The following is a 16,443-nucleotide window of genomic DNA, read 5'->3' on the forward strand; positions in this document are numbered from 1 at the left end:
TCATGCGCATAGAGAAGGCTGAGCGTGTCGCGACAATGTTTGAACTAAACTTGCTGGCAAAAGGCAATTCATAGGTGGTGCATTTTCTTTTGCAGTATCCAACCATTATTTTTAAAAAGGGTTAGGTGCCAGCTCTTACTCGAGCGCTGACTCGTCCTTGGATGTGCTTAACATTTGTATGACAATGAAGCATGGTTTCTCATACACTCAAGCACCAACCTTCCTTGTACTTTATCATTGATATCTGTATGATTTAAGTAGTGTGAAAATTCAAGGAAAAGGTGACGACCTTGGTAAAACGGCTTTTCGATTATCATAATGAAGAAGATGTTCGGCTTCCTGTGCTGATTAAATCAGCTGAAGTGCGTGTCGCAAAGAATGGCAAAAAATTTATTGCGATGATTTTTCAAGACAATTCAGGACATATTTCAGGTAAGTTCTGGGATGCTAGCGACAATGACATTGCTCAGTTTAAGGCTGGCGAAGTCGTCCAATTGTCGGGTAAGCGTGAATTATATCAAGGCAATCCGCAAATTAAGATTTTTTCATTGCGGTTGGCAACCCAAGAGGAAGGCAATGATCCTAAAGCCTTTGTTGAGCGGGCGCCAGAAGCACCCAGTGATATGGAAGAGGAACTGAACAGTTACATCTTCGAAATCACCAATGCTAACTGGAATCGAATTGTCCGTAAACTGATCAATGATCACAAGAAGGCATTTTTCAGTTATCCGGCGGCCAAGTCAAATCACCATGCTTTTGCTGGTGGTCTCGCTTTTCATACGCTAAGCATCTTGCGACTTGCTAAAAGTGTCGTTCAACAGTATTCGAGCTTGAACAAAAGTTTGCTATATGCAGGCGCAATTTTACATGATCTCGGTAAGACCATTGAGTTAAGCGGGCCAATCTCAACTGATTACACGGTTGAAGGCAACTTGATTGGTCACATCGTTCTCATTGACGAGCAGATTGTCTTAGCAGCACAACAACTTAAAATTGATATCAACGCTGAAGATATGCTCTTACTACGTCATGTCGTGCTTGCACATCACGGATTGCTTGAATACGGCTCGCCGGTGCGGCCAGAGCTTCTTGAAGCGCAAGTGTTGCATGATTTAGACGAATTGGACGCATCAATCAATATGATGACAACCGCCTACCAACATGTTGATCCTGGTACCTTCACAGAACGACTTTTCGGTATGGACAATCGTCGCTTCTATCGACCTAAAAATGGTCAAACTTTTCCGGATCCGCACTAGGCGAATTCAGTCAGTTTAGTTGTAGTCATGTGGTTGTCAAAAGGCTGATAAAGATGGGATAGCGCCTATCTTTATCAGCCTTTTTTTGAGTCCTACAAACAATCACTTGCCATTCATTGCGTCATGTTTGCAACACAAATAAAAGCCTCGCAAAATTAATTGCGAGGCTTTCAAGTGCTAACACTGATTTAATTTTTAGTTTGAAGTACTGGTACTTGAGCTGGTGCTCAGATAGCTTGAAAGAACATCCTTCAAGTCGTTATCCTTAATGGAAACATTTTCCTTCTTAAGCACTTTGGTGATGATACCGTTCATCACCGTTTGGTCGCTCTGCCATGTTGTATAGAGCTGGTTTTCCAAATCTTTCTTGTGTTCCTTCATCGTGCCTTTTTTACCAACGGAGATAACGCGGATAACATGATAGCCATACTGCGTCTTAACCGGTGTTGTGGTGATATCGCCGGCCTTGGTTAACTTAAAGGCTGCTTTCTTGAAGGTTGAATCCAAGCTAGTATCGGTGTTGTCAAACGCCGTCAACTTACCGCCCTTATCTTTTGTTCCAGTATCGATTGAGTTCTTCTTGGCAAGGGCCTCAAAGTTCTTTTCGGTTGGGTCTTTTTGGTAGTCGGAAATGATTTGTTTAGCTTCATCTTCGGTCTTGACCAAGATATGTTGCACGGTGATCTTCGGTTGATACTTCTTCCACTGAGCAGCAATTTGTTTTTCTGTTGGCTTTTTGAGGGCCTTCAAGGCAACTTCTGAGTACAAGGTTGTCCGAATTTGATCCTTAAAACTTGATTCGGTATACCCATTTTGTTCAAGGGTTGTATCGAATGAAGAACCATATTGTTTCTTCAGTGTATTGAACTGACTGTTGACCTTCTTATCAGACACCTTATTCGGGTATTGTTGTTCCAATGCCTTCAAAACAATCATGTTACGCAATGTTGCTTGGCCAGTGGTGGTCTTCTTCATGGCGTCATAGTACTCGTCTTTGGTGACCTTGGCACCTTTCATGTTTGCAACCGTGCTGCTTGAACAACCAGCTAACGTCACTGCTACAAACAAACCAACAACGCCGAGAATCCATTTTTTCATGCAATCACACATCCTAATCTTAAAAGTTTCGGTTAACACTGCCGTCTACTATACCATAACTTACTGCCGCACGCGGATCTTCACATAAGTTTCACGAAACCGTCACGACTTAATTGATGGGCATCGCCAGCAATTTTCAATGTTTTGGTAAAGGTTCACGCTGATCGGCAGTCGGCATAGCATCAAGATTGCTGACAGCATCATTGATATTTTCAACATGCTTTTGGATCGCATCAACGCGCGGGGCCGTTTCAAATTCAAAAGTCTCGACCCGATCTGTGATATCTTTCATGGCAGGTTTCAAAGTATTGTTGAGTTCGTCAGATAAATGGGTGAGGGATTGACTGAACTGAGCAACACTCTCACGCACCTGACCAACCCCGTCTGATAAACCTTCAAAGTAGGCCGCGATCTCTTGTTGAAGTTGTGGACCGGTTTTTTTTGCAGTCAACAGCGCATAAACTGTTCCGGTCAGTGCTCCGAGTAAAAAGCCGTGTTTAAATTTCATGCTTGGGCCTCCAGCTGGGTACGAATTTTGTCAGCGACCGCTTCAAGTTTCTCTGTGTCATACTGTGCACTGTGATCGCCAAAGTGCATGCCAAAATCATCTTGATCGCTATAGCGAGGAATCAAATGGATATGTGAGTGAAAAACGCTTTGATAGGCGACCTTGCCGTTGTTATTCAAAATATTCATACCTTTAATTGCCGGGTCACTGGCCTTGATGGCGCGGGCAATTTTTGGCAGACGTTCAAAAACAGCTGCGGCAAGTTCAGTGTCATAAGCGAAAATATCTGGAATGTGAACTTTGGGGACTAATAAAGTATGTCCCGGTGTAACCTGCGTGATATCCAGAAAGGCTTTGACAACGTCATCTTCATATACGGTAACATTGGGGATTTCGTTACGGACAATTTTGCAAAAAATGCAATCATTCATGTTGCTGCCTCATTTCTGCTTGCGCTTTTTTAATAGAAACCTTGATTTCATGCTATCATATCACTAACTGAAATTATACAGATTGGGACTGGTAAGATGACTTTAACAATTGAAGGATTGACCGGTGGTTACGGCAATTTAACGGTCTTGAAAGATATCAACTTTACCGTACCGGCAGGCAAAATTGTCGGGTTAATTGGTTTGAATGGTGCGGGCAAGTCAACGACCATCAAACATATTATAGGATTGTTGACCCCACAAAGCGGGACGATTTCACTTGATGGCAAAACATTGCACGATGATCCCACTGGTTTTCGAGCTGACCTCGCGTATGTGCCTGAGACACCGGTGCTTTATCCGGAATTGACGTTGCGGGAACATCTTGAAATGACCATCATGGCTTACGATCTTGATGCGACGGTTGCATGGCAAGATGCCGATAATATGCTGAAAATGTTCCGACTCGACAATAAGTTGGACTGGTTTCCAGCAAAATTCTCAAAAGGGATGCAGCAAAAGGTCATGATTGTGGCGGCGTTTATGACGCATGCACAGCTTTTTATCATCGACGAACCTTTTACTGGACTTGATCCACTGGCCGTCCATGATCTGTTGGACTTGGTGACAGCAAAAAAGGAGCAAGGAGCGTCTATTTTGATGTCAACCCATATTTTGGCAACCGCTCAACAATATGCTGACGAATTCGTTTTGATCAAAGCAGGTAAAGTCAGAGCAACTGGTGATTTACCTTCTTTGAAGCAGCAATTTGATCTTCAGGATGGCAGCTTGGATGACATCTATATGAAAATGACGGAGGAACAGTAATGGTCGCGTTATGGCGAACTCGACTTCGACAACATGTTCAAGAACAGCAAAAATATTTGCGATTGGTGTTCAATGACCATTTTGTACTGGTCTTGCTAATACTTTTTGGCGGTGCCTTATATGCCTACAGTCTGTTAGTGAAAACATTGCAGCCATCTTGGTGGTTAGCTTTGTGTCTGGCTGTCATTTTTACGGCTTTAATCGCGCTTGGCCAGTTAGCCACGTTGGCGCAGGCGCCCGATCAAGTCTTCTTACTGCCAAAAGCAGAGGCCTTCAGTGACTATTTGTTGAAGGCACGGCGATACAGCATGATTTTACCGGCAACTTTATTAGGTTTTGCGGCTTTGGCGATGTGGCCATTATTTGCACAATTGGGTCAAGATCCAATCAGTGCGACGGTGACGCTGCTACTAGCTGTGTGGTTATTCAAAGATCTCGACTTGTGGCTGCAATTGCTTCAGCGCTATCATCTGCCGATCAATTGGCGACATCCACGACTTGTACTGCTTGTCATCACATTCGCAGCTCTTTTTTTAGGTTTTTACTTGCATCCGGCTGTGGCCTTGTTAGTGGCGCTGACGCTGAATTTGGTCTTCAGATGGCTGCGAAGTTCCTTGTTGGCAGAGGGGTTATTGAATTTCGAAGCTTTAATTGACCTCGAAGCAGATCGCATGGGTCGACTGTATCGATTTTATAATCTATTCACGGATGTGCCAGGTTTGGCCAATAGCGTCCATCGTCGCCGGTACCTCGATCCACTTTTGAAGTTGGTTAAGCCAAGCAAGTCAGAGACGTGGGCATACTTGTATCTGCGCGGCTTTTTGCGTGGCGGTGAGTATCTTGGGTTGTACTTGCGGCTACTGGTGATCGGCGCGATTATCGTGGCGGTTTTGTCTCAGTGGTGGCTGTTGCTTGGTTTTGCGATTCTATTCTTGTATATGGTTGGCTTTCAGCTGTTGCCATTCTTCTTCCAATATGATGAAATTGTCTTCACGCACTTGTATCCAGTAGCACCAAATCAAAAACTGGCGGCCTTTGAACGGCTTTTGATGACGTTGTTGCTGCTTGAAGTGGTTGTTTTCACACTGGTTGCGTTGATCCGACTGCAGTGGCTCGCCGCGTTGACGATATTTGTTGGTGGGACTGCATTTGTCTGGGGCTTCACGCGATGGTATGCACGCGTTCGGTTGAAGGTACATGATGCGATGCGTTGAATGACAGATGCGCCAGTTCACACTCTGCCTAAACGTGTTCACAGGCGCAGAAACCTTCACATAAGGACCACAAGCACAATGGCCAAAGTGCGGCCATCGCACTTGTGGCCGCTTATGTTCCGGTTTCTAAGCGGGCCAGTTTGCGCTCTGCTCTTGACGTGAATTTCGCAAGTTAGTAATATTGAGCGTGGACGCACGAGCGCCTGGGAGTGTCTTTTTGATGTTGTGAATCATTCCTGCGGCCAGAAGTAAGGAGTAGTGCCTATGGAGTTTGAATTAGATTCCGGGTGGTCCCTGCAGCCTGCAGGTGGATCCACCGGAAGTGCGTTTCTTGGGGTTTATGCCAATCAAAAATATTTCCTTAAGCGCAATGCCTCGCCGTTTCTTGCGGCACTATCAGTTGAACACATTACCCCGCGGCTGTTGTGGACGCGGCGGGTGAGTACGGGAGACGTGCTAACCGCTCAAGAGTGGCTGGACGGTGAAACGTTAACGCGGCAACAAATGATGTTGCCAGTCGTGGCCAAAATGTTGGCACAGGTGCACCACTCAAGTCTGTTAAAACGGTTATTACGTCAAGTGGGTGGTCAAGTCCTTGATCCTGAGCAATTACGAATCGCACTACTTCAGGATTTCCCAGTCGATGTGGCTGCGCAGCCTAAGATCAAAACGGCTCTGCACGATTTAAAGCAGTGGTTACCGCACACGGATGTGCAAACGGTTTGTCATGGCGATTTGAACCACAAGAATTGGTTACAGGCAGGCGGTCGGTTGTATTTAGTAGACTGGGAGCAGGTGGCGCTGGGCGATCCGGCTTATGATCTCGCGGATGTACTTGCCCACTATGGCAGTCCAGCCACAAGCCACCAGTTTTTGGATGCTTACGGCGCACGACTTGATGAGGATTTGAAACGCCGACTGTACTGGTACGGTGATCTGCATTTGCTTCATGATATTAAGGTAGCAGCCACGCATCAACGATTCGAAGAAGTTGCGCAAGTTTTGCATCAATTCGAATGTTTACAAGCGAGTCGGTAAGCTGTGCTGCAAACAAGCAAGGTCATTCATCAAAAAAGGCCTGAGGCAAAAAGTGATTTTGTCCCAGGCCTTTTGAGCGGTCACGGTGTACTTTGACCTAGCCAATGTTCAAGTTAAGGAGAAATTTTATGCGATTACGTAACAAACAGTGGGCGAAACCGCTAATCTTGGCTCATCCTGAGATGATTCTGGTTCGCCCAGAAAAGATGCAAGGTCATTGGCAATCGCGATTTGACCAAGTACAGCCATTGTATCTTGAGGTCGGCTCTGGGAAGGGCCAATTTATTGTCGAAATGGCCAAGACCCATCCAGACCGAAACTTTATTGCTTTAGAGTTACAGGAAGCCGCTGTAGCGATGATTCTGAAAAAACAGGTTGCCTTAAAATTGCCAAACTTGCAGCTTGTGCTGGGCGATGGTGCGGACTTAACCGATTATTTTAGTGAAGGTGAGATTGATGGCTTGTTTTTAAACTTCTCCGATCCGTGGCCAAAAACCCGTCACGAAAAAAGGCGGCTCACTTATCGTGACTTTTTGCGACAGTATCAAGCCATTATGAAGCCAGATGCTTTGCTGCAGTTTAAAACGGATAATCAAGGGTTGTTTGAATATTCCTTGGTCAGCATGAATCATTTTGGGATGACGTTCGATTTGGTTTCCTTGAACCTACATCACGACAAACGCGTCACGGATAACGTGCCCACTGAATACGAAGAGAAGTTCAGCGCTGATGGCGGTCGAATCTACGAACTTGTCGCGCATTTTAAGCATTAATCGGTTCGTGAAGTTGTTTTAATTGTCTTAAGGTACCATCGGGCTCAACAGCAAAAGCAAACTGATTGAGGCGGTCGCCTTCACGCAGGGTCAACCCGCCAGTATACACGCGATAGCGATCACGGCCAGTCCCGCGTTCGGTTGGCTGCATGTTGATCCAGCTATTTTCGATGGTGCCGCGATTTGTAAAGTTGGCCTTGACGATGGACAAAATGCGATTAGGAATGGTTCGATAATACAGGCGCCGATAAACAATCGAAGCCATGCCGGCCGTCACCGCAGCAGCGGCTATCCAGACACGCCAATTCGACTTCTTTTTGAAAATTGCCAAATTTGTGACCCCCTTTTGTGATGAAGACGGACCTGTCCAACCTATTCCGGACGTTCTTTTAAAACTGATATAAAGGCGAGACATTGCTGACGTCTTCTGCTAATCTCTAACTGATCTGACGATGTGTGACTTGGCTTTTGTTGACCTGTTCAAGCTTTATCACCTTGAGTATAATGTAACACAGCACGAGCATCATTGATCTTAAGACGATTTCCTGTTATAGTTACTTATAAATAGTAAGCGAAAGGATGTTGGCTATGAAAGAATTAGGCTCTAATGCAGCAATTTTAAATGAGGTCAAGCAACCAGGTAAAAAAATGTTGTTCTTTTCTGCAGATTGGTGCTCGGATTGCCGTTTTATCAAACCAGCTATGCCTGAAATTGAGAAGGACTTTTCAGATTATGAATTCATCGCGGTTGATCGCGATAAGAATTTAGAAGTTGCTCAAGATATGGGTGTGTTTGGCATTCCGAGCTTTATTGCCTTTAACGATGGCAAGGAAACCGGTCGTTTTGTGAATAAAGATCGTAAGACGAAACAACAAGTCGAAGATTTCATTAACGGCTTGCATTAATTTTTGGAGGTTTATATGCTCATTACCAGTTATAATCAACCAGCGTTTGGCGACACCTTGCTTGCCATCACAGGTCAGGATACGGCAACACAAACAATTCAGCGACGTGGTGACATTGTTGCGATTCTCAATGATAAAGGCAACGTGATTGGCTACAACTTTTTCAACGTGACACAGTGGCTTGGTCAGTTAACTGGCCAAGGTCGCCTTGTGTTGACCGCAACACAAATTGCCGAGCTTAATCAGGCTATTCAGACGGCAGGGCTGCCGGGTAAACTAGCGGTTGATGAAACCCCTAAGTTTGTGATTGGCAAAATTGTTGATTTTAAGGATCATCCTGATGCTGATCATCTTCATGTGACGCAAGTTGATATTGGTAATGAACAGGTTCAAATCGTTTGCGGTGCACCGAATGCAGCACTCGGCCAAACGGTTGTTGTTGCTTTGCCAGGTGCCATGATGCCAGATGGCAAAATTATCTGGCCGGGCTCGTTGCGCGGTGTTGACTCTTACGGCATGATCAGCAGTGCCCGTGAGTTAGGCATTCCTGGCGCGCCACAACGTCGCGGTATCTTGGTGATGCCTGATAGTTTACCTGCAGGCACACCATTTGATGCTAAAAAAGCCGAGGCCGTTGTTGCTGTTCAAGCATCATAATTTGTGCCCATCTGAACAGCCGGTTGTAATTGTTTTGATCGCGAATAACGAAAAAATTTGACGTAAGCCTCGTGCTTACGTCTTTTCTTTTGCCTCCAATTGCAAAATCACTGGTCTTAACATGAATCTTTTTCCAATTGCTGGTGATATTTTTAGGGATCAAGGATTATTGGTTGCGGTGCTTATGCTAAAATAGAGGCACTGCTAGAAACATGAATAGAAGGGGATTCAATCATGGCGCATTATGATGGCCCGGCATTTCTACATCAAAATAAAGTGCCGGAACCCCAATCTGAGTTGAATACTTCGGACTGGACACAGGCGCAACACGAGGAACAATATCAGTTGCCGCCGCAATTGGCGCATGAACCAAAGCCTGATCTGGACCCGCGTAAGGTCACGGAGGCTCAGGCTGATTTGCGTGCGCTTGATCACCCGCAACGACCGCGGGGCCGCGATGAGTTGTCGCGCCTATCAACGCCAAACAGTACAGCTCATCGGCGTCCCGTTGATCGTACCGATTACGCACAAATTGCTGAGATTTTGCGACCAGATTCGCAAACGGTTTATCTTTTTGCGGGCCATGGCATCGAAAATAAGATGGCCGCCAATCATGATATTTCGCTGACACCGTCTGATACGAATACAGCCAAATCGACGACGTCATTTATAGAAAAACAAGATGAAAATGAGGCTGACAGACGAGCAAACGCTTCTAAAGCACCGCAGGAAGATACCTTATTAGCAGGAAAATCGGATGAAGCCGGGACGCAGAACCAAAAGCCGCTTGATGAGACTTTGCCAGAAGCAACCGTACCGTCAGTTGCCGCCAAACCGGTAACACCAACCGACACGCACCAATTATCGTCTTCGACACCGGCAACATCTGCTGTTGAACCACAGGCTAAGTCAGCGGAGACCGAAAAAAAGACATTACTGACCGCTGTGACCGCTGATGAGGCAGAGGAGGCTCCAGCATCGGTTAACAAGCCGTTTGTTGATTCGTCCTCACAGTCTGTCATCAATAAGCCACATGCGCCTAACAGTCGCAAGGCAGCGAGAATTGAGGCGTTGCGGCGCAAACATGCGGCCAAAAAGTTACGGCGTGAATTAGCTGCCCAGAAGGCAAAGGCAAAGCAAGCTCAGGCAGAGGTGCAAACATCACCAAAAACATCAAGGCCACCTTCAACGACGGCTGAAACACCATTAGCCAATGATGCCGACCATTCAACGTCAGCACTAACGCAATCACCGTCAACTGGTATTTTACCTTCATCAATGGCTGCGGCTGAGGACACAGGTTCCGCACCTACAGGGCCAACACCGGGCGTTAGCACACTGCCACCGCTCAAGCTACTTGCTTCGCCGGTCAAAGTTGATCAGGCTGCCCAAGAAGATTGGGTTGTGGCACAAAGCGATCGGTTGGATAAAACGTTGCAAGCCTTTAACGTGGATGCACACGTGGTCGCTCACACTGTTGGCCCGACTGTCACCCAATTTCAAGTCCGCCTGGCCAGTGGTGTTAAAGTCAATAAAATCACGAACCTCAATGATGACTTGAAATTGGCGTTAGCAGCAAAAGACATTCGGATTGAGGCACCGATTCCTGGCAAAAATACGGTTGGCATTGAAATACCAAATCTGAAACCGCGACCAGTGATGCTACGCGAAGTCCTAGATACCCCAGCTTTTCAGCAGGCTAAATCGCCATTGACGATTGCTTTAGGTGTGGATCTTTTTGGCCAGCCTGTGGTCACCAATTTGGCTAGGATGCCACATGGCTTGATCGCCGGAGCAACTGGTTCGGGGAAGTCTGTCTTCATCAACAGTCTGTTAGTATCCTTGCTCTATAAGGCTACACCGGAACAAGTGCGGTTATTACTGATTGATCCAAAAGCAGTGGAGCTTGCCGGTTATAATGGCTTGCCACATCTGGTATCGCCAGTTATTTCCGATCCCAAAGCTGCCAGTGCCGCTTTGAAGTGGGTCGTGTCAACAATGAATGATCGCTATAAGAAGTTGGCGGCGGCTGGTGTCCGTAATTTGGAACAGTTCAATGCAAAGGCCGAGCGTTTTCACGAATACGCGCAAGTCCTGCCATACTTAGTGATTATCATTGACGAGTTGGCCGATCTGATGCTAGCTGCGGGCAGTGAGATTCAAGATGACATTGCGCGAATCACGGCGAAGGCCCGGGCGGCTGGGATTCATTTGTTGGTCGCCACTCAACGGCCAAGTGTGGATGTGATTACTGGTACCATCAAGAATAATATTCCGACGCGCATCGCCTTCATGACCGCCAGCCAAATTGATTCACGAACGATTATTGACACGGCAGGCGCAGAACGGCTGCTTGGTCGTGGTGATATGCTGTATCTGGGCAATGGCGCTAGTCAGCCGATCCGCCTGCAAGGAACCTTCGTGGATCGCGAAATTGATGCGATTGTTGATTATGTCAAAGCTCGGCGCGGACCACGTTATCTTTTTGATCCGGCTGGCTTGGTCAAATCGGCTGAAGCCAGCGTGTCACATGAAGACGAGTTGATGCCTGAAGTTCTAGACTATCTGTCTGGTGAACGGCATATCTCGACTTCAAAGCTTCAACGGGTTTTTTCTATCGGTTACAACCGCGCGGCTAATTTGATTGATGCGCTTGAAGCGAAGCATCTCGTTTCGCCAGCTAAAGGCGCAAAGCCGCGGGAAGTTTATTACAGTCAAGCAAAGAAAGAGGAACAAACGTCATGACAGAGGCAACCTATTATTTTATTGGTATCAAAGGATCAGGTATGAGCGCATTGGCATTGGTGCTCCATGATTTAGGGCATCAGGTTTTGGGCAGTGATATTACCCAATATACGTTTACCCAAAAAGGACTTGCTGCTGCCGGCATTAAGATGCTGCCGTTTGATCCGGCTAACCTGAAACCGGGTTACACTGTCATTGCTGGCAATAGTTTTACGGACGATCATCCTGAAATCAAACGGGCCAAGGAATTGGGACTCACGATTTATCGTTATCACGAATTCTTGGGCAAGCTGATTGAAGGTTATACCAGTATTGGGGTTGCTGGTGCGCACGGAAAGACCAGTACAACCGGTTTGTTGGCCCATACCTTAAGCGGCGTTGCTAAAACCAGCTATTTGATCGGTGATGGCACAGGCAAGGGCATTCCCGATTCCAAATTCTTTGTATTTGAAGCTGATGAATATCGCCGGCATTTTCTGGCCTATCATCCTGACTACATGATTATGACCAATATCGATTTTGATCACCCTGATTACTACACTGGTTTTGAAGATGTATACGATGCTTTCGAAACTGAGGCCAATCAAGTTAAAAAAGCAATTGTAGCTTGGGGGGATGATCCTTGGCTGCGGAAGCTAAAGGCAAAGGTGCCGGTTTATTATTATGGGATTAGTGACCGTGATGATTTTCAGGCTCGCAACGTTGATCGCGATACGAAAGGCAGCAGCTTTGATGCTTACTTCCACGATCAACTGATCGGTCATTTCTTTGTGCCGCTGTTTGGTGAACACAGCGTCCTAAATGCACTGGCTGTGGTCGCGGTCGCTCACATGGAAAAGCTGGATGCAAAGTTGATTGCCCGCGAGCTCGGCAACTTCAGTGGCGTTAAGCGTCGGTTTGCCGAAAAGGATCTCAAGGACATGATCATCGTCGACGACTATGCTCATCATCCGAATGAAATCAAAGCAACCTTAGATGCTGCTCGTCAAAAGTATCCTGACAAGGCGATTATTGCTGTCTTTCAGCCGCATACCTTCAGCCGCACGCAGGCCTACGAACCACAATATGTTCAGGTCCTAAGCCAAGCTGATCAAACATTCTTAACCCCGATTTTCAGTTCTGCTCGTGAGAAAACTGGTAAAATCCGATCCGAAGATATCACCGCGCAGATCAAAGGCGCTGCAGTGATTCATCAGGAAGACATGAAGCCTTTGCTGCAGTATCATAATGCAGTGGTTGTCTTTATGGGGGCCGGTGATATTCAAAAGTATGAAAAAGCTTACGAAACCTTATTGGCTGAAGAATAGACCGTGTGATCATGATTTGTTGGACATCGAAAACTGTGTCTAAAATGATCGAAAACTGCTCATAATAAAGATCGGTCTTTCGCCTGACTGACAAATATCATCATTCCGGTTATAATGGTCTTCAGATACTCGAAAGAGTTACTTGAAAGGAATGAACGCTATGCAAGAACGCCGTGTTGTAAACGAGGCCGGCTTGACACAGTTCTTCTCCCGCATCTATACCTTGATGGGGAGCGGGCTGGTCGTGACGGCGCTCGTCAGTTATTTGTTAGGATTTCCATTCAGAGCTGAGTACACCAGTTTTGTGAGTGGGCATCCGATTGTTTTTTGGATCATGGCTTTTATGCCGATCATTTTGTCATTTTTTGTGACAGGGCGTCGCGCACAGGCAAGTCCGGGGTATGCAACAGTGATGTTTTACCTCATGTCCGCTAGTTTTGGCTTCACGTTCGCTTCAGTTGCCATGGTTGCGAACGGTACTAACCTTGCCGTTGCTTTAGCTACGACAGCGGTTGTCTTTCTGGTCATGTCGATGGTTGGCCATTTTGGCAAGCGTGACTTGAGCAAAGCCGGTAATATCGCGATGGTTGCCTTGTTTGGGATTATCATCATGTCGATTGTGAATGCATTCATCGGTTCTTCAGGCATGCAACTGCTGATTTCATACGGCGTCCTGATTATCTTCATTGTATTAACGGCGTGGGATACGCAGCGGCTGAAGAACCTGTATCTCACCACTGGCAATGATGGACAAGCTGCCGTTTCGGAAGGCTCGCTAGCGGTTCTTGGTGCGTTAATGCTCTATCTCGACTTCTTGAACCTGTTCACCGCAATCCTACAGATTCTGGGTGTTGGGAATAACAATAATTAACTAAAAATGTTCAAGAGAACTGGTATTTGCCAGTTCTCTTTTTGTTTTCTGCCAGTTTTCCCCTGACCAGCAAGTCACCGGTTAGCAGAATTTGGTACAATGACTATGACAACTAACTCAGGTCGCGGTGACAGTAGCGGCCGTAGAAAAGGAAGCCCACTTATGGCGAGCAAAACAAAATTATTATTAGTCGATGGTAACTCAGTCGCATTTCGTGCATTTTTTGCTTTATATAATCAATTAGACCGTTTTACGAACCAAGATGGCTTGCACACCAACGCCATTTATGCGTTTAACAACATGCTCGAGATTGTTTTAAAGGCAGTCCAACCAGATGCCGCTTTAGTAGCATTTGATGCAGGCAAGACGACTTTTCGCACAGCCAAATATGCTGATTACAAAAGTGGTCGCGCCAAGACACCGAGCGAATTGCTGGAACAATTGCCTTATATCAAGGAATTGTTGGATGACATGGGCATCGCGCATTATGAATTAAAGGATTACGAAGCCGATGACATTATCGGCACAATGGCTAAGCGTGCGGATGAGGCCGGCTGGGAAACGACGATTGTCACTGGTGATCGCGATTTGACGCAGCTGACGACCGATCGGACCACAGTTCAAGTGACAGTGAAGGGTGTCAATGAGCTTGAAGCCTACACCCCAGCACATGTCAAAGAAAAGCTTGGCATCACACCGGCTCAAATTATTGATCTCAAAGGTTTGATGGGTGATACCTCGGACAACTATCCTGGGGTGACCAAGGTCGGTGAAAAAACAGCTCTGAAATTGCTCAATCAATACGGAAGCATGGAAAACCTCTATGCTAATGTGGATGACATGAAAAAGAGCAAGCTTAAAGAGAATTTGATCAACGATAAAGATAACGCTTTCTTAAGCAAACAGTTGGCAACGATCGATCGCGATGCACCGCTTACTGTGGACTTAGCGGATGTGACATATGCTGGACCGGATTTAGACAAACTCCGGGACTTCTATACAAAAATGAATATGAATTCGTTGCTCAAAAAAATCGGTGGCAGTGTCGCTAAACCTGTTCAGGCGGTTCATTTTTCCGTACTGGATGAGCAATCGATTCTTGCACTCACCAAGCTGACCGAACCTCTGACTTTTGAGATTGAAATGCTCGAGGATAATTATCACGTGGCCGAACAAATCGGTTTCTTTATTGGCACTAAGGAAGAAACTTACGTGAGTACCGATGTCACCTTGCTGACGCTGCCAGCGGTTAAACGGTGGCTGGAAGATGCCAAACGCGATCTGACAGTTTTTGATGGCAAACGAAACATCGTTGCCGCTAATCGACTCGGCGTTAAATTACCGGATATCGCTTTTGACGTGTTATTGGCGTCCTATTTGATTAATCCTGACGAAAACAGCAATGATTTGGGTAAAATCGCTGAAGATCACGATTATCATGACTTGCCGCGTGATGAGGATATTTATGGCAAAGGCGCCAAACGGCAAGTGCCAGAAGACGATAAGCTGTTTGGCCAGTTTGCTCGCAAGTCTGATGCTTTGTTCGCATTGCGGCCTGATTTGACCGGTGATTTGGAAAAACAGGAACAAACGGACTTATTCACTGATATGGAAATGCCGCTTTCTCGGGTTTTGGCAGAAATGGAAATTCAAGGGATTACCTTAAATGCTAAAACACTGAAGGCTATGGGCACTGAATTCTCACAAAGCATCAAGATTTTGGAAGAAAAAATCTATGCAGAAGCTGGTTTGAAGTTCAATTTGAACTCACCGAAGCAGCTCGGCGAAATTCTTTTTGAAAAATTGAATCTGCCTGTGATCAAGAAAACGAAGACCGGTTACTCGACAAGCGTTGACGTGTTGAACGAATTGAAATCGGCAAGTCCGATTGTGCAGGACATTTTGGATTATCGCGGCTGGGCAAAATTGAATTCGACTTATGTTGTCGGCTTGTTGAAGGCGCAATTGCCTGATCATAAGATTCATACCCGCTATTTGCAGACTTTGACGCAAACTGGCCGATTGAGCTCAGTTGATCCTAACATGCAGAATATTCCTGCTCGTGATGAAGGTAAAATTATTCGCAAGGCCTTTGTACCGTCACATGAAGGTTGGCAAATTTTTAGTTCTGACTATTCCCAAATCGAGTTGCGGGTATTGTCACATATTTCCGGGGATGAGAATATGCAGGAGGCGTTTAAACATGGCGTCGACATTCACGCCAACACTGCGATGAAGATTTTTGGCCTGAGTTCGCCAGATCAAGTCACACCAGATATGCGGCGGCAAGCCAAGGCAACTAACTTCGGTATTGTGTATGGCATTAGTGACTATGGTCTATCCCAAAACATTGGCATTTCCCGTACACAGGCAAAAGCGTTTATTGATGGTTATTTTGATCAATATCCTAAGGTTCATGATTATATGGATGCGATGGTCAAGAAGGCGCGTGAAGAAGGCTATGTCGAAACCCTGTTCCATCGGCGGCGCTATCTGCCACAAATTCACTCACGCAACTTCAATCTGCGTAAGTTTGCCGAGCGGACCGCTATGAATACGCCGATTCAGGGTAGCGCTGCGGATATTATCAAGGTAGCCATGATTCGCATGCAAAAGGCCTTGGATGAGGCTGGTTTGCAAGCTAAAATGCTTCTACAGGTTCACGATGAACTCATCTTCGAGGCACCTGAAGAAGAAATTGCCCAGCTTAGCGAGCTCGTGCCCAAAGTCATGGACTCAGCAGTTCACCTTGATGTGCCATTAAAGGTTGAAAGTCATTATGGACCAACTTGGTTCGACGCTAAATAAGGA

15 protein-coding genes are annotated in these 16,443 nt (G+C 46.1%); 11 read left to right on the top strand and 4 right to left on the bottom strand.

Annotated elements, in window-relative coordinates; translation table 11 throughout:
* The first annotated feature begins 290 nt into the window (after positions 1-290).
* Complete coding sequence (locus ACWPAB_RS02725; RefSeq protein WP_003606851.1) at positions 291-1,259, top strand: 3'-5' exoribonuclease YhaM family protein; 969 nt, start codon at positions 291-293, stop codon at positions 1,257-1,259.
* 195 nt (positions 1,260-1,454) lie between these two features.
* Here ACWPAB_RS02725 and ACWPAB_RS02730 read toward each other — a convergent pair whose 3' ends face one another.
* The 3 genes from ACWPAB_RS02730 to ACWPAB_RS02740 all read right to left on the bottom strand — a co-directional run bounded on the left by ACWPAB_RS02730 (position 1,455) and on the right by ACWPAB_RS02740 (position 3,296).
* Positions 1,455-2,357, bottom strand: a complete 903-nt coding sequence (locus ACWPAB_RS02730) for a peptidylprolyl isomerase (protein ID WP_003565921.1) — start codon at positions 2,355-2,357, stop codon at positions 1,455-1,457.
* Between the two features lie 136 nt (positions 2,358-2,493).
* Complete coding sequence (locus ACWPAB_RS02735; RefSeq protein ID WP_003565918.1) at positions 2,494-2,865, bottom strand: YtxH domain-containing protein; 372 nt, start codon at positions 2,863-2,865, stop codon at positions 2,494-2,496.
* Positions 2,862-3,296 (bottom strand): HIT family protein, encoded by a 435-nt coding sequence (locus ACWPAB_RS02740; protein ID WP_003575448.1) that lies wholly within the window; start codon positions 3,294-3,296, stop codon positions 2,862-2,864. Before ACWPAB_RS02740 ends, ACWPAB_RS02735 begins: the two co-directional genes overlap by 4 nt.
* Positions 3,297-3,392: 96 nt before the next feature.
* Here ACWPAB_RS02740 and ACWPAB_RS02745 point away from each other — a divergent pair, with 96 nt between their 5' ends.
* The 4 genes from ACWPAB_RS02745 to trmB all read left to right on the top strand — a co-directional run bounded on the left by ACWPAB_RS02745 (position 3,393) and on the right by trmB (position 7,146).
* A complete protein-coding gene (locus tag ACWPAB_RS02745; protein WP_003565914.1) occupies positions 3,393-4,121 on the top strand; it encodes an ABC transporter ATP-binding protein in 729 nt (242 codons plus the stop codon).
* Positions 4,121-5,335 carry an ABC transporter permease gene (locus tag ACWPAB_RS02750; RefSeq protein WP_003584714.1) on the top strand — a complete coding sequence of 405 codons (1,215 nt, stop codon included), beginning with the start codon at positions 4,121-4,123 and terminating at the stop codon, positions 5,333-5,335. The genes ACWPAB_RS02745 and ACWPAB_RS02750 overlap by 1 nt, the downstream gene beginning before the upstream one ends.
* Before the next feature lie 264 nt (positions 5,336-5,599).
* Positions 5,600-6,373, top strand: coding sequence for a phosphotransferase family protein (locus tag ACWPAB_RS02755; RefSeq protein WP_003575439.1), 774 nt, complete (start codon positions 5,600-5,602; stop codon positions 6,371-6,373).
* Positions 6,374-6,501: 128 nt separating this feature from the next.
* Positions 6,502-7,146, top strand: a complete 645-nt coding sequence (gene trmB / locus ACWPAB_RS02760) for a tRNA (guanosine(46)-N7)-methyltransferase TrmB (RefSeq protein ID WP_003584712.1) — start codon at positions 6,502-6,504, stop codon at positions 7,144-7,146.
* On the opposite strand, the gene ACWPAB_RS02765 is transcribed toward trmB, so the two are convergent.
* Positions 7,136-7,477: a hypothetical protein gene (locus ACWPAB_RS02765; RefSeq protein WP_003584710.1), complete on the bottom strand. Its 342-nt coding sequence runs from the start codon at positions 7,475-7,477 to the stop codon at positions 7,136-7,138. The genes trmB and ACWPAB_RS02765 overlap by 11 nt on opposite strands.
* A 257-nt stretch (positions 7,478-7,734) precedes the next feature.
* On the opposite strand from ACWPAB_RS02765, the gene ACWPAB_RS02770 reads away from it, so the two are divergent.
* The 6 genes from ACWPAB_RS02770 to polA all read left to right on the top strand — a co-directional run bounded on the left by ACWPAB_RS02770 (position 7,735) and on the right by polA (position 16,440).
* Positions 7,735-8,052 carry a thioredoxin family protein gene (locus tag ACWPAB_RS02770; RefSeq protein ID WP_003565903.1) on the top strand — a complete coding sequence of 106 codons (318 nt, stop codon included), beginning with the start codon at positions 7,735-7,737 and terminating at the stop codon, positions 8,050-8,052.
* A 15-nt stretch (positions 8,053-8,067) separates the two neighbouring features.
* Positions 8,068-8,709 (top strand): YtpR family tRNA-binding protein, encoded by a 642-nt coding sequence (gene ytpR / locus ACWPAB_RS02775; RefSeq protein ID WP_003565901.1) that lies wholly within the window; start codon positions 8,068-8,070, stop codon positions 8,707-8,709.
* A gap of 234 nt (positions 8,710-8,943) precedes the next feature.
* The gene (locus ACWPAB_RS02780; RefSeq protein ID WP_003588077.1) at positions 8,944-11,454 is read left to right on the top strand and encodes a DNA translocase FtsK; all 2,511 of its coding nucleotides are present in this window, start codon (positions 8,944-8,946) and stop codon (positions 11,452-11,454) included.
* The gene (gene murC, locus ACWPAB_RS02785) at positions 11,451-12,761 is read left to right on the top strand and encodes a UDP-N-acetylmuramate--L-alanine ligase (RefSeq protein ID WP_003575428.1); all 1,311 of its coding nucleotides are present in this window, start codon (positions 11,451-11,453) and stop codon (positions 12,759-12,761) included. Before ACWPAB_RS02780 ends, murC begins: the two co-directional genes overlap by 4 nt.
* Before the next feature lie 160 nt (positions 12,762-12,921).
* On the top strand, positions 12,922-13,632 hold the full coding sequence (locus ACWPAB_RS02790; RefSeq protein WP_003584703.1) for a Bax inhibitor-1/YccA family protein: 711 nt from the start codon (positions 12,922-12,924) through the stop codon (positions 13,630-13,632).
* 162 nt (positions 13,633-13,794) lie between these two features.
* Positions 13,795-16,440, top strand: a complete 2,646-nt coding sequence (gene polA, locus ACWPAB_RS02795; RefSeq protein ID WP_016382065.1) for a DNA polymerase I — start codon at positions 13,795-13,797, stop codon at positions 16,438-16,440.
* Positions 16,441-16,443: the final 3 nt, after the last annotated feature.

Source organism: Lacticaseibacillus sp. 30, assembly GCF_053819265.1.